This window comes from Terrabacter sp. C0L_2 (genome assembly GCF_036352015.1).
Classification (GTDB): Bacteria; Actinomycetota; Actinomycetes; order Actinomycetales; family Dermatophilaceae; genus Terrabacter; species Terrabacter tumescens.
In genome coordinates this window covers 4,313,319-4,333,598 of the sequence record NZ_CP143557.1, presented here as the reverse complement: position 1 = coordinate 4,333,598, position 20,280 = coordinate 4,313,319, and the positions used below count along the sequence as shown (strand labels likewise).

General features: G+C 71.5%; 16 protein-coding genes. 9 read left to right on the top strand and 7 right to left on the bottom strand.

Annotation, left to right across the window (positions count from 1 at the left end; translation table 11 throughout):
• The first annotated feature begins 7 nt into the window (after positions 1 to 7).
• From U5C87_RS20150 to pruA, 6 genes are all read left to right on the top strand, one after another.
• The gene (locus tag U5C87_RS20150) at positions 8 to 523 is read left to right on the top strand and encodes an NUDIX hydrolase (RefSeq protein ID WP_330474219.1); all 516 of its coding nucleotides are present in this window, start codon (positions 8 to 10) and stop codon (positions 521 to 523) included.
• Between the two features lie 70 nt (positions 524 to 593).
• Positions 594 to 1,196, top strand: a complete 603-nt coding sequence (locus tag U5C87_RS20145; RefSeq protein WP_330474218.1) for a TetR/AcrR family transcriptional regulator — start codon at positions 594 to 596, stop codon at positions 1,194 to 1,196.
• Positions 1,197 to 1,411: 215 nt separating this feature from the next.
• Complete coding sequence (locus tag U5C87_RS20140) at positions 1,412 to 2,263, top strand: alpha/beta fold hydrolase (protein ID WP_330474217.1); 852 nt, start codon at positions 1,412 to 1,414, stop codon at positions 2,261 to 2,263.
• 60 nt (positions 2,264 to 2,323) lie between these two features.
• Entirely contained in the window at positions 2,324 to 3,037 is a 714-nt protein-coding gene (locus tag U5C87_RS20135; protein WP_330474216.1) for an SGNH/GDSL hydrolase family protein, read from the top strand.
• Positions 3,038 to 3,194: 157 nt separating this feature from the next.
• Positions 3,195 to 3,596, top strand: a complete 402-nt coding sequence (locus U5C87_RS20130; RefSeq protein WP_030194823.1) for a DUF4870 domain-containing protein — start codon at positions 3,195 to 3,197, stop codon at positions 3,594 to 3,596.
• 105 nt (positions 3,597 to 3,701) lie between these two features.
• Entirely contained in the window at positions 3,702 to 5,330 is a 1,629-nt protein-coding gene (gene pruA / locus U5C87_RS20125; protein WP_330474215.1) for an L-glutamate gamma-semialdehyde dehydrogenase, read from the top strand.
• 93 nt (positions 5,331 to 5,423) lie between these two features.
• Here pruA and U5C87_RS20120 read toward each other — a convergent pair whose 3' ends face one another.
• The 3 genes from U5C87_RS20120 to U5C87_RS20110 form a co-directional block, all read right to left on the bottom strand.
• A complete protein-coding gene (locus U5C87_RS20120) occupies positions 5,424 to 5,921 on the bottom strand; it encodes a DUF2505 domain-containing protein (protein WP_330474214.1) in 498 nt (165 codons plus the stop codon).
• Positions 5,922 to 6,032: 111 nt separating this feature from the next.
• A complete protein-coding gene (locus U5C87_RS20115; RefSeq protein ID WP_330474213.1) occupies positions 6,033 to 6,524 on the bottom strand; it encodes a hypothetical protein in 492 nt (163 codons plus the stop codon).
• Positions 6,521 to 6,832: a hypothetical protein gene (locus U5C87_RS20110; RefSeq protein ID WP_330474212.1), complete on the bottom strand. Its 312-nt coding sequence runs from the start codon at positions 6,830 to 6,832 to the stop codon at positions 6,521 to 6,523. The genes U5C87_RS20115 and U5C87_RS20110 overlap by 4 nt, the downstream gene beginning before the upstream one ends.
• Positions 6,833 to 7,030: 198 nt before the next feature.
• On the opposite strand from U5C87_RS20110, the gene U5C87_RS20105 reads away from it, so the two are divergent.
• Entirely contained in the window at positions 7,031 to 12,184 is a 5,154-nt protein-coding gene (locus U5C87_RS20105) for an NAD-glutamate dehydrogenase (protein WP_330474211.1), read from the top strand.
• A 116-nt stretch (positions 12,185 to 12,300) separates the two neighbouring features.
• A complete protein-coding gene (locus U5C87_RS20100; protein WP_330474210.1) occupies positions 12,301 to 13,788 on the top strand; it encodes a sensor histidine kinase in 1,488 nt (495 codons plus the stop codon).
• A gap of 208 nt (positions 13,789 to 13,996) precedes the next feature.
• On the opposite strand, the gene U5C87_RS20095 is transcribed toward U5C87_RS20100, so the two are convergent.
• Positions 13,997 to 14,245, bottom strand: coding sequence for a WhiB family transcriptional regulator (locus tag U5C87_RS20095; RefSeq protein WP_030194844.1), 249 nt, complete (start codon positions 14,243 to 14,245; stop codon positions 13,997 to 13,999).
• 359 nt (positions 14,246 to 14,604) lie between these two features.
• Between U5C87_RS20095 and U5C87_RS20090 the strand changes: the two genes are divergently transcribed.
• Positions 14,605 to 15,048, top strand: a complete 444-nt coding sequence (locus tag U5C87_RS20090) for a hypothetical protein (RefSeq protein ID WP_330474209.1) — start codon at positions 14,605 to 14,607, stop codon at positions 15,046 to 15,048.
• Here the strand turns inward: U5C87_RS20090 and U5C87_RS20085 are convergent.
• The 3 genes from U5C87_RS20085 to U5C87_RS20075 all read right to left on the bottom strand — a co-directional run bounded on the left by U5C87_RS20085 (position 15,041) and on the right by U5C87_RS20075 (position 20,153).
• Positions 15,041 to 15,892, bottom strand: coding sequence for a GDSL-type esterase/lipase family protein (locus tag U5C87_RS20085; RefSeq protein WP_330474208.1), 852 nt, complete (start codon positions 15,890 to 15,892; stop codon positions 15,041 to 15,043). The two genes, U5C87_RS20090 and U5C87_RS20085, sit on opposite strands and share 8 nt — an antisense overlap.
• A 4-nt stretch (positions 15,893 to 15,896) precedes the next feature.
• Positions 15,897 to 16,073, bottom strand: a complete 177-nt coding sequence (locus U5C87_RS20080; RefSeq protein WP_142184561.1) for a DUF6104 family protein — start codon at positions 16,071 to 16,073, stop codon at positions 15,897 to 15,899.
• Positions 16,074 to 16,256: 183 nt separating this feature from the next.
• Complete coding sequence (locus U5C87_RS20075; RefSeq protein ID WP_330474207.1) at positions 16,257 to 20,153, bottom strand: multifunctional oxoglutarate decarboxylase/oxoglutarate dehydrogenase thiamine pyrophosphate-binding subunit/dihydrolipoyllysine-residue succinyltransferase subunit; 3,897 nt, start codon at positions 20,151 to 20,153, stop codon at positions 16,257 to 16,259.
• Between the last annotated feature and the right edge of the window lie 127 nt (positions 20,154 to 20,280).

The window sequence follows — 20,280 nt, the reverse complement described above, 5'->3', positions numbered from 1 at the left end:
GGGGGACATGGCCGACGAGGTGGTCGCGCTCTACGACGATGCCGGCGAGGTCGTCGGGTCGGCGCCGCGCTCGGTGATGCGGGCGCGCAACCTGCGCCACGCGGCATCCTCCATCGTCGTGCGCGACCCGATCGGTCGGGTCTACCTGCACCGGCGCACCACGACGAAGGACGTCTACCCCGGCCTGCTCGACTTCGCGGCCGGCGGGGTCGTCCTGGCGGGGGAGGATCCGGGCCTCGGCGCGGTCCGTGAGGTCGAGGAGGAGCTCGGGGTCACCGGGGTGCGGCTCGAGGCCCTCGGTGTCGCGGACTACGCCGACGAGCACACCCGCTACCGGGCCTTCCGGTTCGTGGCGACGTGGGACGGTCCCATCCGGTGGCAGCCGGAGGAGGTGTCGTGGGGTGAGTGGGTCACGGTCGCGGAGCTCGTGCGGCGCCTCGACGACGACGCCGGGAGCATCGTGCCCGACAGCGTCGCGGTCTGGGCGACGATCGTGCGCTCCTGGCTCGTCGACGCCGGCTGACCGGACCGACCTCGGACGGAGCTCATCGACACCCTTGTCGGGGACGAACGATCGTGCTTTTATGGACCGCATGGGCAAGGGTGAGAGCACGAAGGCCGCCGTCCTCGAGGAGGCGACCGAGCTGGCCTCGCTCGTCGGGTTGGGCGGCCTCACCATCGGCACCCTCGCCGCGGCGACCCGGTTGAGCAAGAGCGGGCTCTATGCCCACTTCGCCTCGAAGGAGGCGCTGCAGGTCCAGGTGCTCCAGCATGCCCGGGACCGCTTCACCGAAGTCGTCCTGCGACCGACGGTCGCCGCGCCGCGCGGAGAGCCGCGCGTGCGGGAGTTCTTCGACCGGTGGATCACCTGGCAGTCCACCGCTTTCGACGGCGGGTGCATCTTCGTCGACGCCGCAAGCGAGTTCGACGACCAGGAGGGTCCCGTCCGGGACGAGCTCGTGCGCGCAGAGCGCGACAAGCTTGAGTCCCTGACCCTCATCGTCGGCACGGCCGTGAGCGAGGGGCACTTCCGCGACGACGTGGACCCCGAGCAGTTCGCCTACGAGCTCGAGGGCATCGTCCTGGCCCACCACCACGCCCGTCGGCTCATGCGCGACGGCCGGGCCGAGGAGCGCGCGCGCCGCGCCTTCGACCGCCTGGTCCTCAGCTGCCGCGCCGCCGCCCGGACGGCCTGACCTCGGCCACTCCCTTCCGTCCGCCCGTCACGCACCACACCCCGCCGATTCCGTCAGGAGCAGTCATGACTTTTCCCTCGGTCCAGAAAAGCACGATCGTTCGGTCTATTATGCGACGAACCTGTCGCGTCCTCGAATCCACGGCGCCCGGTCTCGCGGCGCGGCTGGCGGAGGACGTGTGGTTCCGGCTCCCGGCGTCACGCCCGCCGGCACCGGTGACAAGCCCCGGACTGACGGTCCCGGAGCTGCTCGCGGCCCCCTTCGAGGTGCGCCTGCGCGGTCGGGCGGTCCGGGGGTGTGTCTGGGGCGAGGGCCCGGTCGTCTACCTCGTGCACGGCTGGGGCGGGAGTCTCGAGCAGCTGGTGCCGCTCGTGGCGCCGCTGCTCGACCGCGGCCTGCAGGTCGTCGCCTTCGACGGCCTCAGCCACGGCCGCTCCGACGCCGGCGTCCACGGCGGCTCGTCGAGCGACGCCGTCGAGCTCGGTCGCTCCCTCGATGCCGTCGCCGCGCGCTTCGGCCCGGCCCGGGCCGTGGTCGCCCACTCGATGGGAGCCCTCAGCTCGCTGCTCGCCATCCGCGACGGCTGGCTCGCCGCGGAGCGTCTCGTGCTGCTCGCCCAGCCGAGCGGCATACCCGACCTGCTCACGGTGCTGCGGGCCGAGCTGGGCCTCGGGGAGCGGACGACCCACAGACTCGTCGACCGCGTGCGGCTGCGCACCGGCTACGGGCCGGACGAGCTCGACCTCGTCACGATCTCCGACGGCCTCCCGGCGGCCGGGCGACCCGAGCTGCTCGTCGTCCACGACCTGCTCGACCGAGAGGTGCCGCACGAGGCGTCGACCCGTCTCGTGCGGTCCTGGCCCGACGCTCAGCTGCTCTCGACGGCGGGGCTCGGCCACCGACGCCTGCTCGCGGACGCCGCGGTCGGGGGAGCGGTGGCCCGGTTCGTCGACCGGCTGCCGGTCGAGGCCAGCCTGCACGGTGAGGACCGGCCGCAGCCCCTGACACCGGCGGCGGAGACCGAGGCCGCGAACGCCGTCGGCCACCGTCGTGCCGGGGCCGCATGACCGTCCCACGTGCTGGTCCGGGGGAGTCGCGGGCGCGCGATCCCTTGTTACCTTGCGCGGATGGACTTCACCGCTGACGAGTACGCCCGCCGCGATGCCGACCGACTGCGCGAGATCCTCTCCGGGCCACCCGTGACCTGGGTGTTCCTCGGCGACAGCATCACCCAGGGCGTCACGCACACGCACGGGCGGCGCGGCTACGTCGAGCACTTCGCCGAGCGGGTTCGCGGTGAGCTCGGTCGGCGCGGTGACGCGGTCATCAACTCCGGCGTGTCCGGCGCCACGACCGAGGACCTGCTGCCCGAGTTCCACTGGCGGGCAGGGCGGTTCGCGCCCGACGTCGTCTTCGTCATGTTCGGGACCAACGACATCCTCGCGGGCGAGGACGGCGTGCGCGGGTTCCGCTACCGCCTCGACCAGATCGTCCAGCGCTCCCGCGACGTCGGCGCCACCGTCGTGCTGCAGACGCCCCCTCCCGTGCTCGAGGACGGCGGCCGGGGGCCCGGCCTCATCGCCCTCTACTCCGAGGCGGTGCGCGAGGTGGCGCGTGACCTCGGGGTGCTCGTCGTCGACCACGCCGGTGCCTGGGCGGCCGCTGCGGCCGACGCCGGCGACGACGTCGCACCGGAGGGATGGCTCGACGACACGTTCCACCCCGGTGCGCGCGGGCACCACGAGCTGACGCTCACGCTCCTCACGACCATCGGCATCTCCGACCCGGCCAGCACCGTCTGCTCGCTCGACGTCGAGGACACCGTGGGCGCCTCCGCCTGACCACACGGCATACGAGACCGGAGGCGCAGCGGCCAACAGCCCGGCGACACCCCCGACGGCACCCCGATCGGCACAGGGCGGGGTCGGGGACCGCTCAGGGTCGGCTCAGGGCTCTCCCCAGCAGCGGAACCGGCCCTGCTCGCGCGACGATGGGGTCATGACACATCCGATCCCGAACCCGTCGTCCGGCCAGTCGCTCACGCCGACGAGCGAGGAGCGCACGTGGGCCGTCCTCGGCCACCTCGCCGCACTCGTCGCCGCCGTCATCTCCGTGGGCTGGCTCAGCTTCGTCGGACCCCTCGTCATCTGGGCCATCTACAAGGACCGCAGCGCCTTCGTGCGCCAGGCGGCAGCCGGGTCCTTCAACTTCAACCTCGCCGTATGGGTCGCGATCATCGCCGGCTGGGTCATGTTCTTCACCGTGATCCTCATCCCGGTCGCGATCATCGTCTGGATCGTCGCCGTCCTCGCCGGCATCTGGTACCACGTGCGCGCCGCGATGGCCGCCAACCGCGGTGAGTCCTTCCGCTACCCGTGGAGCATCCCCGTCCTGCACTGACGGCCGCTGCGGCAGGCATGGAACGATGGGGTGGCCCGCCCACGAGGCGGGCCACCCCGCTCGCCCTGACCGGCGAGACCCCGTGCCGACCCGCAGGAGAACTTGATGGACGCCGTGACCCACGTGCCCGCACCGGCCAACGAGCCGGTGCTCGACTACGCACCGGGCTCGCCCGAGCGAGCCGCGCTCGAGGTGGCCCTCGCCGAGCTGGGGTCGACCCAGACCGAGCTGCCCCACACGATCAACGGTGAGCGCGTGGTCGGCACGGGCCGCAAGATCGCCGCGCGCCAGCCGCACGCGCACCGCAAGGTGCTCGGCACGCTGCGCAACGCTACCGTCAAGGAGGGCCAGGCAGCCGTCGACGCCGCCAAGGCCGCCGCCCCGATGTGGCGCGAGCTGTCCTTCGACGACCGGGCGGCCATCCTGCTCAAGGCCGCCGAGCTGCTCTCCGGCCCGTGGCGAGCGCGGCTCAACGCCGCGACGATGCTCGGCCAGAGCAAGACGGCCTACCAGGCCGAGATCGACGCGGCGTGCGAGCTCATCGACTTCTGGCGCATCAACGTCCACTTCGCCCGGCAGATCCTGGAGCAGCAGCCGCCCCTCAACGCCAAGGGCATCTGGAACCGCTCGGACTACCGCTCCCTCGAGGGCTTCGTCTACGCCATCACGCCGTTCAACTTCACGGCCATCGCCGGCAACCTGCCGACCGCGCCGGCGCTCATGGGCAACACCGTCGTGTGGAAGCCGAGCCCGACGCAGCAGCTCGCGGCCCAGCTGACGATGGAGCTGCTCGAGGAGGCCGGCATGCCGCCCGGCGTCATCAACATGGTGACCGGCGACGGCATCAACGTCAGCAAGGCCGCCCTCGCCGACGAGGACCTCGCCGGCATCCACTTCACCGGCTCGACGCCGACGTTCAAGCACCTGTGGCACGAGGTCGGCACCAACCTCGACCGCTACCGCACCTACCCCCGGCTCGTCGGCGAGACCGGCGGCAAGGACTTCATCCTCGCCCACCCGAGCGCCGACCCGGCCGTGCTGCGCACCGCGATGATCCGCGGCGCCTTCGAGTTCCAGGGCCAGAAGTGCTCGGCCGCCTCGCGCGCCTACGTCCCGGCCTCCGTCTGGAAGCAGATCAAGGGCGACCTCGTCGACATCACCAACGGCCTGACCCAGGGCGACGTCACCGACCTGTCCAACTTCATGGGCGCCGTCATCGACGACCGGGCCTTCGCCAAGCACAAGGACGCCATCGACCGCGCCCACGCCACCAAGGGCATCGACGTCGTCGCGGGCGGCACGTACGACGACTCGGTCGGCTACTTCGTGCGCCCGACGGTCCTCGAGATCAAGGACTCGGCCGACGAGTCGTTCCGCACCGAGTACTTCGGCCCGATCCTGTCGGTGAACGTCTTCCCCGACGCGCAGTACGACACGGTCCTCGACCAGATGGAGCGCTTCGCGCCCTACGGCCTGACCGGCTCGATCATCGCCCAGGACCGCCGCGTCATCGCCGACGCCACGAAGCGCCTGCGCTTCGCCGCGGGCAACTTCTACGTCAACGACAAGCCGACCGGCGCCGTCGTCGGCCAGCAGCCGTTCGGCGGCGGCCGCGCCTCGGGCACCAACGACAAGGCGGGCGCCGCGCAGAACCTGCTGCGCTGGACGAGCGTCCGCTCGATCAAGGAGACGTTCGTCCCGCCGACGAACCACGCCTACCCGCACATGGGGTGAGCTGCGGCGCACCACCGCAGCACGTAGGCCGCTGGGCCCGTCTCCGTCAGGAGGCGGGCCCAGCGGTGTGTGCGGGGTGTGGAAGCGCGGTGGTCAGGCGCGCTCGGCGAGCCAGGCCGTGCCGGTCCGCTGCTCGCTGTGGATGGCGTCGATGACGGCCGGCGCCGCGGCCTTCTCGACCTTGCCGCCGAAGAGCGGGATCGAGGCCTTGAGGTCGCCCTCGATGGTGATCTGCGTGCCGCCGCCCGACGGGAGCAGCCGCACGTTCGAGCGCAGGGCGACCGGCGCGCCGGCGACCTCGACGGTCAGGGTGCCCGAGCGCGAGCCGTCGGCCGCGGCGCCGCCCCACTCGTAGGTCTCCGTCACCGACAGGGTCGGCCCGACGATGGACTTCGCGAAGTCGGGGAGGTCGTCGGCCGGCAGGTCGCGCTTGGTGACGACGCGGGCGCCGTCGCCGGCCGGGCTCACGGCGGCCTCGTGCCGCTGCGCGTGGGCCTCGACGCACTTGCGCTCCTGGAAGGCCGGGTCGGTGACCATGGCGTAGACGGTCTCGGGCGGCGCGGCATACGTGATCGTCTCGGAGATCTTCATGGCCGACACGCTATTGCACGGCGCCCTGCGCCCCGAGGACGTATGCCGTGGGCCCGGCTCCGCGTCGCCGGTGCCGTCCGCGGCCCGCGACGTCCGCAGCGTCGCCGACGGTCACGAGCCCGAACGGGCCCGGTCGGACAGGGCGGCGAGGGTCGTGACCGAGGTCTCGAGGTCGCGGCGCAGGCGGGCCTGCTCGCGCGAGCGCACGGCCGTCACGCGGTTGAGCAGCTCCTGCAGGCGCTCGCGCTCGGCCAGCCGCTCGGCGGGCTCGACCCTGCTGGGTCCCGAGCGTTCGACGACGAGGTGCCCGTCGATGACGAGGTCGCAGCGCGTCAGCGCCGGCTCGAGGGCGCGCACCCGCGCGGCCGACTCGACGGCGGTCGTGGTCCACGACTGGAGCAGTCCGCCCACCCGGTCGAGCTCGGTGGCGGTCCGGGTGACGAGGTCGCGCTCCCGACCGGTCACGTCCGGTGAGCCGGTGCGCCCGGACCGTCGCGCGGCCGCATCGAGGTCGACGACGAGGTCGGCCAACCGCCCGGCCTGCGTCCGCAGGGCGCCACCCAGGGCCGAGGTGGAGCCGGGGTCACCGGTGGAGAGGCTCATCGAGGGCCACCGTCCCACGGTGCGGATCCCGTGGTGCGCGAGAGCGGTCCGCTGTCCGGCACCTCGGTGCCGACCCGCGCCGAGCCGAGGTCGAGCAGCCGCTCCTCCAACGCCTCCGACAGGGCCCGGAGGGTGTCGGCGGCCTGCTCGACCCACCCGTCGAGGGCGCGTTGCGTCGGCAGGTCGCCGAGGTCGGGCAGGTGCGTCAGCAGCTCGTCGGACATCGCCCGCGTCGCGGAGCGGCCGGTCGTGAGGGCACGGAGGACGGCTGGGTCCGCAGCACCCGCCCCCGGGCTCCCGTCGGTCATGGCACCACTCTAGGGACTGCCGAGCGAGCGGCCCCGGAGTTCTCCACCGGCGCCGCGGGATGGTCGCCCGATGTCTCGACGTGCGTCCGGCGGGCCGGTTCGGGCGCGCGCCCGGACGGGGATAGGCTCACATGGTGAGATGCGCGGCACAACGACGTGTCGCCGCAACGGCCGCACGGTGAGGAATCCGACAACCGCATGTCAGCGTCACTCGAACAGTCTCGAATCGACGTCATCAAGGCCGCTGCCGCGGCCGTGGCGCCCGTCCCTCGCCGGGGGCGAGGCCGCTCCGGTGGGGCCGCTCCGGGCGACCTCGAGGAGTTCCTCCGCGCCTACTACCGCCTCGTGGCGACCGAGGACCTGCTCGCCCGCCCGGCGCGTGAGCTGGCGACCATCGCCACCGAGCACCGCGCCTTCGCCCAGCAGCGCGCGGTCGGCACCTTCAACGTGCGGGCCTTCAACCCGTCGGCCGAGGACGAGGGGTGGTCGACGAGCCACTCCGTCGTGCAGATCGTCGTCGACGACATGCCCTTCCTCGTCGACTCCGTCGTCGCAGCCCTCGGCGGCTTCGACCGCGGCGTGCACCTGATCGTCCACCCGCAGATGACGGTGTCGCGCGACATCACCGGCGAGCTCAAGTCGGTCGTCACCGACGGGTCCACGACGGTCCGCTCGACCTCGGAGGGCCTCGTCCGCGAGTCGTGGATGCACCTCGAGATCGACCGGCTGCCGGCCGACGCGCTGCCCGACGTCGAGGCCCGGCTGCGCCACGTCCTCGAGAACGTCCGCGACTCCGTCGAGGACTGGCCGAAGATGCGCGCTCACGCGCTCACCATCGCGAGCGAGCTCCGCTCGGCGACGCCGCCCGGCACCGACCCGCACCACGCGCGCGAGGCCGGCCGCTTCCTCGAGTGGCTCGCGCACAACAACTTCACCTTCCTCGGCTACCGCGAGTACTCCCTCGCGCACGAGAACGGCAAGGACGTCTCGCGCCAGGTCCCGGGCACGGGTCTGGGCCTGCTGCGCTACGACCGGCCCTCTGCCGGAGAGGGACTCGTGCTGACACCGGCCGCAAGCAGGGCCGCCCGCGACTCGAGCATCCTCATCATCACCAAGGCCAACTCCCGCGCGACGGTCCACCGCGACGTCTACCTGGACTACATCTCGATCAAGCGCTTCGACGCCCGCGGCGAGTGCGTCGGCGAGCAGCGCTTCCTCGGCCTCTACGCGTCGGCCGCCTACAACGACACGATCCACGACATCCCGCTGCTCGACGTGCGGGCGCAGGAGGTGCTGCGCCTGACCGGCCTCAGCGCCGACAGCCACTCCGGCAAGGACATCCTGCAGATCCTCGAGACCTACCCGCGGGACGAGCTCTTCCAGACGAGCCCGTCGCAGCTGGCCGAGATCGCGACGAGCGTGCTGCACCTGCAGGAGCGACGCAAGACCAAGCTCTTCCTGCGCCGCGACGAGTTCGGGCGCTTCGTCTCCTGCCTCGTCTACCTGCCGCGCGACCGCTACAACACGACGGTGCGCCTGCGCATCGAGTCGATCCTGCTCGAGGCCTTCGGCGGCGCGAACATCGACAACACGACGCGCGTCAGCGAGTCCACCCTTGCGCGCCTGCACTTCGTCGTGCGCATGCCGTCGGGCACCGACATCCCCGACGTCGACGAGGCGGCCCTCGAGCAGCGCGTCATCGACGCGACCCGCACCTGGGACGAGGACCTCGCCGAGGCGCTCGGCGAGGCCCGCGGGCTCGAGGGTGCGGCGCGCACGATGGCGGCCTACGCCAAGGCGCTGCCCGAGGCGTACAAGGAGGACTTCGACGTCGCCACGGCCGTCGACGACCTCGACCGCATCGACGCGCTCGGAGACGGCGACCGCACGACCGGGCTGCACCTCTACGACGACCCCGCGTCCGACGACCCGCGCGAGCGGCGCTTCAAGCTCTACCGGCGCGCCGACCTCTCACTGACCCAGGTGCTGCCGCTCTTCACGCACCTCGGTGTCGAGGTCACCGACGAGCGGCCCTACGAGGTGCCGGGCCCCGACGGCCGCACGCTCCACATCTTCGACTTCGGCCTGTGCGCCGACGCCCGCACGTGGGGCTCGGGCGACGCTGCCCTCGCGAGCGACGTCCGCGAGCGCTTCGAGGAGGCCTTCCGGGCGGTGTGGGACGGCCGGGCCGAGTCCGACGGCTTCAACGCGCTCGTGCTGGCCGCCGGGCTGACGTGGCGCCAGGTCGTCATCCTGCGCACCGTCGCGAAGTACCTCCGCCAGACCGGCTCGACGTTCTCGCAGGACTACGTCGAGTCGGCCCTGGCCGCCAACACCGGCATCGCGCGCAGCCTCGTCGAGCTCTTCGAGGCACGGTTCGACCCCGACGCCTTCCCCGACACCGAGGCCGGCCGCGACAAGCGCGCCTCGCGCCAGAAGCACGTCGTGGCGGGCATCAAGGAGGCCCTCGACGACGTCGCGAGCCTCGACCACGACCGCATCGTCCGCGCCCTGCTCGGGGTCATCCAGGCGAGCCTGCGCACCAACTTCTACCAGCCCGACGAGACCGGCCGCGACAAGTCCTACGTCTCGCTCAAGCTCAACCCCAAGAAGGTCCCCGACCTGCCGGCGCCCCGGCCGATGTTCGAGATCTGGGTCTACAGCCCGCGCGTCGAGGGCGTGCACCTGCGCTTCGGCAAGGTCGCCCGCGGAGGCCTGCGTTGGTCCGACCGGCGCGAGGACTTCCGCACCGAGGTGCTCGGCCTCGTCAAGGCCCAGATGGTCAAGAACGCCGTCATCGTGCCGACCGGCAGCAAGGGCGGGTTCTACGCCAAGCAGCTGCCCGACCCGGCGGTCGACCGCGCCGCCTGGATGGACGAGGGCATCTCGTCCTACAAGCTCTTCATCTCCGGGCTGCTCGACCTCACCGACAACCTCGTGTCGGGCCAGGCCGTGCCGCCGCACCGCGTCGTGCGCCACGACGAGGACGACACCTACCTCGTCGTCGCGGCCGACAAGGGCACGGCGAAGTTCTCCGACATCGCCAACGGGCTCTCGGCCGACTACGGCTTCTGGCTCGACGACGCCTTCGCCTCCGGCGGGTCGGCGGGCTACGACCACAAGGGCATGGGCATCACCGCGCGCGGCGCGTGGGAGTCGGTCAAGCGCCACTTCCGCGAGCTCGGCGTCGACACCCAGACGCAGGAGTTCACCGTCGTCGGCGTCGGCGACATGAGCGGCGACGTCTTCGGCAACGGCATGCTCCTGTCGGAGCACATTCGCCTGCTGGCCGCCTTCGACCACCGGCACATCTTCGTCGACCCCGACCCCGACGCGGCGAGCTCCTACGCCGAGCGGCGGCGGATGTTCGACCTGCCGGGATCGTCGTGGGCGGACTACGACGAGAAGCTCATCAGCAAGGGCGGCGGCATCTTCCCGCGGTCGGCCAAGTCGGTGCCGGTCAGCCCGCAGATGGTGGCGGCGCTCGGCCTGCGTGCGGGCACCAAGAGCATGACGCCCGCCGAGCTGATGAAGGCGATCCTTCTCGCACCCGTCGACCTGCTGTGGAACGGCGGCATCGGCACCTACGTCAAGGCCACCTCCGAGAGCAACGGTGAGATCGGTGACCGCGCCAACGACGCCATCCGCGTCAACGGCGCCGACCTGCGCTGCAAGGTCGTCGGCGAGGGCGGCAACCTCGGGGCTAGCCAGCTCGGCCGCATCGAGGCGGCGCTCGCGGGCGTGCGCGTCAACACCGACGCCATCGACAACAGTGCGGGCGTCGACACCTCCGACCACGAGGTCAACATCAAGATCCTGCTCACCGAGCTGACCCGCTCGGGCGAGCTGACGACGAAGCGGCGCAACACCCTGCTCGCCTCGATGACCGACGAGGTCGCGGAGCAGGTGCTGCGCGACAACTACGAGCAGAACGTCCTGCTCGGCAACGCCCGGGCGCAGCAGCACGCGATGCTCGGCGTGCACGAGCGCCTCATCCAGTTCCTCGAGGCCGACGGCGACCTCGACCGCTCGCTCGAGTTCCTCCCGAGTGACGCGGCCATCGCGCGCCGCCAGAAGGACGGTCTCGGCCTGACGTCGCCGGAGTTCTCGGTGCTCGTCGCCTACGCCAAGCTCTACCTGAAGAACCAGCTCATCACCACCTCGCTGCCCGACGACCCCTGGTTCGAGTCGACCCTGGCCGAGTACTTCCCGAAGCCGTTGCGCGGCAAGTACGCCGAGCAGATCGCCGCCCACCCGCTGCGCCGCGAGATCATCACCAACTCCGTGGCCAACTCGATGGTCAACCGGGGCGGCATCACCTTCGCCTACCGTGCGGGCGAGGAGACCGGCGCGAGCCCCGAGCAGGTCGCCCGGGCCTACGTCGTCTGCCGCGAGATCTTCGACCTCGCGGGCTTCGTCCGCCAGGTCGAGGCCACGGACAACGTCGTCAGCACCGGCGCGCAGACGGCGCTCTACCTCGAGTTCCGCCGGCTCATCGACCGGTCCGTGCGGTGGTTCCTCACCTCGCGTCCCGCCTCGCTCGACATCGCGGCGGAGGTGGCGCGCTTCCGCCCCGGCATCGAGGCGTTCTCCGGCCGCATCGGTGAGCTGCTCCAGGGCAGCGAGCGCACCCGACTGCAGCGACGGGCCCGTGAGCTCGAGGGCAAGGGTGTCCCCGAGGACCTCGCCCTCGGCGCCGCCTCGCTGCTCGACCTCTACTCGCTGCTCGACTGCATCGAGATCGCCGAGGACACGGGCGAGAAGCTCGACGACGTCGTCGGTGTCTACTTCCTGACCTCCGAGACGTTCTCGATCGACGCCATGCTGACGCGGGTCACGATGCTGCCGCGCGACGACCGCTGGGACGCCATGGCCCGAGGCGCCCTGCGCGACGACCTCTACGCCGTGCTCGAGAGCCTGACGCGCTCGGTGCTCGACGTCAGCGATCCGCGGCACGAGGCCGCCACCCGGCTCGCCGAGTGGTCCGAGCTCAACGCCGACGCCCTGGGCCGGGCGCGGGCGGCGCTCGGCGGCATCGAGCGGATGAGCCACGCAGGGATCGCGGCCTTGTCGGTCGCCCTGCGCACCCTGCGCACGGTGATGAAGCCGGCCGCCTCCGGGCAGCCGACCCCCGTCGCCGTCGAGTCCGCCTCGTCGGCGCCGGCGAAGAAGGCCCCCGCGAAGCAGGTGACCGCGAAGCAGGCGACCGCCACGGAGGCGACCGCGAAGAAGGCGACGGCCAAGAAGGCCACGGCTCCGACCGCAGCCAAGAAGGCCACCCCGAGCAAGAAGGCAGCGAGCAAGAAGGCAGCGAGCAAGAAGGCTGCCGGCAAGAAGGCGGCCACGGCGTAGCAGCCCGCTCGAGTGGCCACGCAGCCCCACGCGTACCGGATCCGGTCAGGTGGGCTGCGGGGCCACTCGCGGGGAGCCGGGCCAGGGCTCTCCCTGAGGCTCACTAGGCTCGGGGTGTGGCAACCCTGAGCGAGCTCCTGCGCGGCCGGACGAACCTGCCCGACCACGACGTCGAGTGGCTGCAGCTGCTCGTCGGCGACTGGCAGCTCGTCGCCGACCTGTCGTTCGCCGACCTCGTGCTCTGGGTCCGGTCGACGAGCGAGCGCTGGGAGGCGGTGGCGCACGTGCGACCCACCACCGGCCAGCTCGTCTTCGTCGACGACCAGGTGGGCAGGGTCGCCGACCCCGGCCGCACCCGCGACCTGCTCGACGAGGCCGCCTCGGAGCAGCGCATCCTGCGCGTGCGCCACGTCGTCGTGCCGCACGAGCAGGGGCCGGACCAGTCGGTCCGCGAGGAGTACATCCCCGTCGTCCGCGGCGGTCACGTCGTCGCGGTGATGACCCGTCACACCAACCTCTGGACGACCCGCACCCCCAGCCGCCTCGAGCTGACCTACCTCGCCACGGCCGATGCGCTCTGCCGCATGGTCACCGGGGGAGAGTTCCCGCACAGCGGGGCACCCACCGGGCTGCGCCGCGGCGCGCCGCGCGTCGGCGACGGCGTCATCCGCCTCGACGTCGACGGCGTCGTCACCTACGCGAGCCCGAATGCCGTGTCGGCGCTTCACCGTCTGGGGCACCTCGGGGAGGTCGTGGGCGCGAGCCTGGCCCAGATCGTCACCGACAACGTGCGCGAGTCCTACCCCGTCGACGAGGGGCTGCCGCTCGTCGTCACCGGACGCCAGCCGTGGCGCACCGAGGTGGTCGCGGGCGGCACGACGGTGTCGATGCGGGCGATCCCGCTCACCGAGGCCGGACAGCGCTTCGGCGCCATCGTGCTGATGCGCGACGTCGGCGAGCTGCGGCGCCGCGAGCGCGAGCTGATGACCAAGGACGCGACGATCCGCGAGATCCACCACCGCGTCAAGAACAACCTCCAGTCCGTCGCCGCCCTGCTGCGGCTCCAGTCGCGCCGCCTGCCCGACGGCGAGGCCAAGATCGCGCTCGCCGAGGCCGAGCGTCGCGTCGGCACGATCGCCATGGTCCACGACCAGCTGAGCCAGGGCTTCGACGAGACGGTCGACTTCGACTCCATCGCGCAGCGTGGCCTCAACGCGGTGGTCGAGGTCTCGGCCAACGGCGTCCCGGTCCACACGGTCACCCAGGGCTCCTTCGGGCGCCTGCGGGCCGAGGACGCAACCTCCCTCGCGATGATCATGAGCGAGCTCGTCCAGAACGCCATCGAGCACGGTCTCGGCGACGCCGGGGGAGAGGTGCGCATCGGCATCGAGAGGCAGGACGACGAGCGCGGCCAGTCGACGGTCGTCGTCTCCATCGAGGACGACGGCAAGGGCATCGACCCGGCCCGACGGCCGGGCTCGGGTCTCGGCACGCAGATCGTCCAGTCCCTCGTGAGCGACCTCCAGGGCCGCATCACGTGGGAGCCGATCGTGCCGCACGGCACCCGCGCCCGCTTCACCGCGCGCCTGCGCCCGATCACCTGACCGACCGCACGACCGCACGACCGCACGACCGCACGACCGCACGAGCGCACGATGGCGCCGTACCGCCGGCCGGGCGCACGACCGGGCAGACGGCGAGGCCGAGGCACACGGCATACGGCATATGCCCGGAGGGCGGCGCGGGCAGCCAAAAGCCCGGCGACCTGACGGTCACCGGGCTCGCGGACGGTTGCAGAGGGTGGTGGGAGGTTCAGCCTGCTCGACGGGCCCGGGCGTTGCGACGCTTCAGGGCGCGGCGCTCGTCCTCGGAGAGGCCGCCCCACACGCCGGCGTCCTGGCCGGTCTCGAGGGCCCACTTGAGGCATGTGTCGATGACCGGACAGGTCCGGCACACAGCCTTCGCCTCCTCGATCTGCAGGATGGCCGGGCCGGTGTTCCCGATGGGGAAGAACAGCTCCGGATCGGCCTCCAGGCAGGCAGCGCGGTCGCGCCAATCCATGTGGATCGTGCTCCTTCATGTATGTCGGTTCGGCACCGACGCCGGGTGTCGGTCGCGGTGCATGTGCTCGGGGCGCCAGCGTCGTTGTCGGAGCCAAGTCATGGTGTCGTCGTGCCACGGGGGATGACCCCCTGACCAACGGAAACGCGCACGAAGTTGTTCCGTACGCGTCGAGGGCCATGATCCAGTGTGACCAGCAACCATGTCCGTGTTCAACGCCTAGGGGGCCGATCACACCAAGGATTGAGTCTATCGGCAGTCGGCTCCCAGTTCCATACCTCTGGACCACGAGCCGGGCCCGAAGGCCCTCAGGGCCGCTTCCCGGACGGCCGGCGCGACGGGATCGATAGGCTGGCGGCGTGACCGAATCACCGTCCCCGACGCGCGAGGTGCGCGGATCGCACCGTGCCGCAGGGCTGCTCACGCTCCTCGAGGCCGTCGCGGTCCTCGGCTTCGCCGGCTTCTACGTCTACGAGATGGTGACGGGCGCCACAGAGGATCTGACGCGGGCGGCGACCTCCGGGGCGCTCATCCTCGTGTTCGGCCTGGGTCTGCTGGCCCTGGCCCGGGGCTGGTCGCATGCCGCGGACTGGCCGCGTACCCCCACGGTGCTCTGGAACGCGCTCCTGCTGCCTGTCGCGTGGTCGCTGCACGAGTCCGGACGCACTCCTGTCGCGCTCGCCGTGGGCGTCGTGGCGGTCGCGAGCATCGCGGCCGCGGTATCGGCGCCCGGGCGCCGCGAGCGTGAGCCCGACGAGTCCGGCGAGTCCGATGCGAGCGACGGCCGGGGCGACGTCAGCTGAGCGAGAGCCAGTCGTTCCAGCCGTTGTGCAGCACGAGCCACGCGATGAGGCCGTAGCCGGCCTGACCCGGGTGCGCCCGGTCGGGGCTCGCGGCGAGGTCGGCCATCCACTGGTCGTGGGTGGCCAGCGGCCGGAAGCAGTCGACGTAGGTGATGCCGCGCCGCGAGCAGACGTCGGCCTGCGCCTCGGCGAGGGCCTCGATCTTGCGGTTCATCTCGTCGTCGAGAGTGGGGGCCAGGCCCACGACGAAGACGCCGATGCCGGCGTTGGTCGCCTCGTCGAGGATGTTGGCGAGGTTGAGCCGCGAGCGGGCCATCGTCATGCCGGACAGGACGTCTCCGGTGCCCACCGACAGCACGAGGCGCCGCTCCGAGCGGCCCTTCCAGCGCGGGTGGCACTCCGCGCCCCAGCGGGCCACGACGTCGGCGGAGGTGTTGCCGCGCACGCCGAGGTTGTAGGCCGTGAGGTCGAGGTCGGGGTGCTGCGTCCGTGCGACCACGCGGCCCACCCAGCCCAGGCCCTTCGGGTCGCCGTAGCCGGCCGTCATGGAGGCGCCGACGAAGACCATGCCGACGTCCCGCAAACCTTCGGCGACGGTGAACTCGGCGCTGGGTGCGTAGTACGGGTCCTCCGACGGGGCCGGCGCGGCCGACGGGGCCGGCGCGGCCGGTGAGGCAGCTGGGGCGGCACCGTCGGTGGCGGCGGCCTCGGGAGCGGACGCGGCGGCATACCGGCTCGGGGCGTCGGTGGTGAAGCGGGTGTGGGACGAGGGGTAGGCCGGGCCCACGCCGAAGGGCTCCCTCGGGGCGTCGTGGTGCTCGGCTCGGTCGCTGCGGTCGCTCACGTGCTCAGTCCTCGTCGTCGTCCAGTCGGGCGAGCCACGTCGCGAGTCGCTCGACCGGCACCTCGAACTCGGGGTTGAGGTCGACGAACGTGCGCAGCTGCTCGGCGAGCCACTCGAAGGTGACCTCCTCCTCGCCGCGCCGGGCCGCCAGCTCCTCGATGCCCCTGTCGGTGAAGTACACGAAGGGAGGTTATCGCGTGCCGGGGTGGGCCTTGCGGAGGCGGGCCGAGGAGGGCGGCCCGATCTGGGTCTCAGGGCCTCCCCGTAGCCCGGCGAAGGGCCCGATGGCGTATGCCGTGTCGCCAGGAGGTGCAGCGAGGGACCCCGCCGTCATGGCGGGGTCCCTCGCTGGCTGTCAGGTGGATCAGCGGCCGAAGGCGTGGTCCATCAGCTCGGCCTGCTCGACCGCGTGCTTCTTCGACGAGCCGGTCGCCGGGGACGCAGCGGCCTTGCGGGACACGACGCGCCACGGGCGGGTCTCGCCGAGCTCGCAGAGGTCCTCGTGCAGCCACTGGGCCATGAGCGGCCACGCACCCTGGTTGCGCGGCTCGTCCTGGACCCACACCAGCTCGGCACCGGGGTACCTCGCTGCGGCGTCGACGATCTCCTGCTCGGGGATCGGGTAGAGCTGCTCGACGCGGATGATCGCGGTCGAGGTGTCGCCGCGCTTCTCGCGCTCGGCGTCGAGCTCGTGGACGATCTTGCCGCTCGCGAAGAGCACGCGGGTGACGTCCTGGGTGGCGCCCTCGTGGTCGGCCAGGACGGGCTGGAAGCCGCCCGAGGTGAAGGCCTCGACGGAGCTCGCGGCCGCCTTGCTGCGCAGCATCGACTTCGGGGTGAAGACGACGAGCGGCGTGCGCGGCCGGGCGTAGGCCTGACGGCGCAGCAGGTGGAAGTAGCTCGCCGCGGTCGAGGGGTAGGCGACCGTCATGTTGTTCTCGGCGCACAGCTGCAGGTAGCGCTCGATGCGCGCCGAGCTGTGGTCCGGTCCCTGGCCCTCGTAGCCGTGGGGGAGGAGCAGCACGACCGAGCTGCGCTGGCCCCACTTCTGCTCCGAGCTGCTGATGAACTCGTCGACGATGGTCTGGGCGCCGTTGCCGAAGTCGCCGAACTGGGCCTCCCAGAGCACGAGGGCGTCGGGACGCTCGACGGAGTAGCCGTACTCGAAGCCCATGGCGGCGTACTCGGACAGCAGCGAGTCGTAGACCCAGAAGCGGGCCTGGCCCTCACCGAGGTAGAGCAGCGGCGTCCACTCCTCCGCGTTGTTCTTGTCGATGAGCACCGCGTGGCGCTGGACGAACGTGCCGCGCCGGCTGTCCTGCCCGGCGAGCCGGATCGGTGTGCCCTCCTTGAGCAGCGTGCCGAAGGCGAGCAGCTCGGCCATCGGCCAGTCGATGCCGCCCTCGTGGACCATCTGGGCGCGCTTGTCCATGAGCTGCTTGAGCTTCGGGTGGATCGTGAAGCCCTCGGGCGGGCTCGCGAACGTCTCGCCGATGTGGACGAGCTCGCTCGCCGGGACGCCCGTCTCGGTGGCCGAGCGCACCGGTGCCACGTCGTCCTGGACCTGAGCCGTCGGGCGCTCGAGACCGGCGTTGTCGGGAGCGTCGGAGTCGCGGTCGCCGGTCGGGGCCGAGGCGCCGGAGGCCTGGGCCTTCTTGGCCTCGCGCGTCTCGACGAAGACCCGCTCCAGCTGCTGCTGGTAGTCACGCAGCGCGGCCTCGGCGTCCTCGACGCTGATGTCACCGCGACCGATGAGCGACTCGGTGTAGAGCTTGCGGACCGAGCGCTTGGCCTCGATGAGGTTGTACATGAGCGGCTGCGTCATCGACGGGTCGTCGCCCTCGTTGTGGCCGCGGCGGCGGTAGCACACCATGTCGATGACGACGTCCTTGTTGAACTCCTGACGGAACTCGTAGGCCAGCTCGGCCACGCGGACGCAGGCCTCGGGGTCGTCGCCGTTGACGTGGAAGATCGGCGCCTGGATCATCCGCGCGACGTCGGTGGAGTACACCGAGGAGCGCGAGCTGCTCGGCGAGGTCGTGAAGCCGACCTGGTTGTTGATGACGACGTGGATCGTGCCGCCGGTGCGGTAGCCGCGCAGCTGCGAGAGGTTGAGCGTCTCGGCCACGACGCCCTGGCCGGCGAAGGCCGCGTCGCCGTGCATGAGCACCGGCAGGACGGTGAACGACTCGCCGGCGAGGTTGAGGCGGTCCTGCTTGGCGCGGACGATGCCCTCGAGCACGGGGTTGACGGCCTCGAGGTGGCTGGGGTTGGCGGCGAGGTAGACCTTGGTCTTGCTGCCGTCCTCGGAGACGAACTCGCCCTCGGTGCCGAGGTGGTACTTCACGTCGCCGGAGCCCTGGACCGACTTGGGGTCCTGGGTGCCCTCGAACTCGCGGAAGATCTGGCCGTAGGACTTGCCGGCGATGTTGGCCAGCACGTTGAGGCGGCCGCGGTGCGGCATGCCGATGCAGACCTCGTCGAGCTTCTCGCTCGCGGCGCGGCACAGGATGCGGTCGAGCAGCGCGATGACCGACTCGCCACCCTCGAGGGAGAAGCGCTTCTGCCCGACGAACTTCGTCTGGAGGAAGGTCTCGAAGGCCTCGGCGGCGTTGAGCCGGCGCATGATGCGCATCTGCTCGTCGCGGTTGGCCTTCTCGTAGGGACGCTCGACCTTGTTCTGGATCCACTTGCGCTGCTCGGGGTCCTGGATGTGCATGTACTCGATGCCGACGGTGCGGCAGTACGAGTCACGCAGGATGCCGAGGATCTTGCGCAGCTTGAGGAAGGGGTAGCCGCCGAACCCGCCGGTGGCGAAGGTGCGGTCGAGGTCCCACAGCGTCAGGCCGTGCGTCGTGACGTCGAGGTCGTGGTGGCGGCGCTGCTTGTACTCCAGCGGGTCGGTGTCGGCCATGAGGTGGCCGCGCACGCGGTAGGCGTGGATGAGCTCCTGGACGCGGGCGACCTTGTTGATGTCGTCGTCGTGGGAGGAGTCGATGTCCTGGATCCAGCGGACCGGCTCGTAGGGGATGCGCAGCGACTCGAAAATCTCGTCGTAGAAGCGGTTGTCGCCGAGGAGCAGCTGGTGGATGATCCGCAGGTAGTCGCCGCTCTGGGCGCCCTGGATGATCCGGTGGTCGTAGGTCGAGGTGAGCGTGAGGATCTTGCTCACGGCGTTCTTGTTGAGCGTCTCGTTGCTCGCGCCCTGCCACTCGGCGGGGTAGTCGAGGGCACCGACGCCGATGATGGCGCCCTGGCCCTTCATGAGGCGGGGGACCGAGTGCACGGTGCCGATGCCGCCGGGGTTGGTCAGCGAGATCGTCGTGCCCTGGAAGTCCTCGACCGTCAGCTTGTTGGCGCGGGCCTTGCGGACGATGTCCTCGTAGGCGGTCCAGAAGTGGACGAAGTCCATCTCCTCGGCCGACTTGATCGAGGGGACCACGAGGGTGCGGGTGCCGTCGTCCTTCTGCAGGTCGATGGCGAGGCCGAAGTTGACGTGGGCGGGCCGCACGAGGGCCGGCTTGCCGCCGACCTCGGTGAAGCCGTTGTTCATCTCCGGCATGAGGGCCAGGGCCTTGACCATGGCGTAGCCGATGAGGTGGGTGAAACTGACCTTGCCGCCGCGCGAGCGGGCGAGGTGGTTGTTGATGACGACGCGGTTGTCGATGAGCAGCTTGGCCGGGACGGCACGCACGCTCGTCGCGGTCGGGACGGTGAGCGAGACCTCCATGTTGGCCACGACGCGCGAGGGAGCTCCGCGCAGCGGGGTCACGACGTCCTCGTTGACCGGGCCGGTGCCCTTGACGGCGGGCATGTCGCGCGGCTTCGGGGCCTCGGCCGTGGGCTCGGGCTTGGGCTCGGCCTTCGGCTCGCTCTTCGGCTCGCTCTTCGGCTCGGCCTTGGTCTCGGGCGCCTTGGCGGCCGGTGCCTTCGCGGCGGGGGCGGCCTGCGGGGCCGGGGCTGCCGGAGCGGGAGCACTCGCCGGCGCGGGCCGCGTCGTGGCGGACCCGTTGCTGGCTCCGTTCGCCGACCCGTTGGCCGGCGCCGTCGCCGGCGGAGCCGCGTCCTGCTTGGTCGCGGTCGTCGTGCGGGCCGGGGCGCTCGCGTCGCCCTCGCCCGGTCGGTAGTCCTCGAAGAACCCCCACCAGGCCTTGTCCACCGACGTCCGGTCGGTCAGGAACTGCTGGTAGAGCTCGTCGACGAGCCATTCGTTCGGCCCGAACGCTGCAATCGGGTCACCGGACGTGGACTGATCGGACACGACGAATGCGCCTCTTTCATTTGGCTTGGGTGCGTCTTTGCCTATACAGGGGTCAAGCCTAGACCCGATGCCCCGGATACCCGCTCCGGGCGCGGTGGTCGAGACGGACCGTCGGCGAGGCGTTGGT

Excerpts from the sequence above, each read along its gene's own strand:
- pruA (WP_330474215.1), top strand. The coding sequence starts at position 3,702 with ATGGACGCCGTGACCCACGTGCCCGCACCGGCCAACGAGCCGGTGCTC.
- U5C87_RS20110 (WP_330474212.1), bottom strand. The coding sequence starts at position 6,832 with ATGACCGACGGGAGCCCGGGGGCGGGTGCTGCGGACCCAGCCGTCCTC.
- U5C87_RS20095 (WP_030194844.1), bottom strand. The coding sequence starts at position 14,245 with ATGGATTGGCGCGACCGCGCTGCCTGCCTGGAGGCCGATCCGGAGCTG.
- U5C87_RS20115 (WP_330474213.1), bottom strand. The coding sequence starts at position 6,524 with ATGAGCCTCTCCACCGGTGACCCCGGCTCCACCTCGGCCCTGGGTGGC.
- U5C87_RS20120 (WP_330474214.1), bottom strand. The coding sequence starts at position 5,921 with ATGAAGATCTCCGAGACGATCACGTATGCCGCGCCGCCCGAGACCGTC.
- U5C87_RS20135 (WP_330474216.1), top strand. The coding sequence starts at position 2,324 with ATGGACTTCACCGCTGACGAGTACGCCCGCCGCGATGCCGACCGACTG.
- U5C87_RS20145 (WP_330474218.1), top strand. The coding sequence starts at position 594 with ATGGGCAAGGGTGAGAGCACGAAGGCCGCCGTCCTCGAGGAGGCGACC.
- U5C87_RS20105 (WP_330474211.1), top strand. The coding sequence starts at position 7,031 with ATGTCAGCGTCACTCGAACAGTCTCGAATCGACGTCATCAAGGCCGCT.
- U5C87_RS20150 (WP_330474219.1), top strand. The coding sequence starts at position 8 with ATGGCCGACGAGGTGGTCGCGCTCTACGACGATGCCGGCGAGGTCGTC.
- U5C87_RS20130 (WP_030194823.1), top strand. The coding sequence starts at position 3,195 with ATGACACATCCGATCCCGAACCCGTCGTCCGGCCAGTCGCTCACGCCG.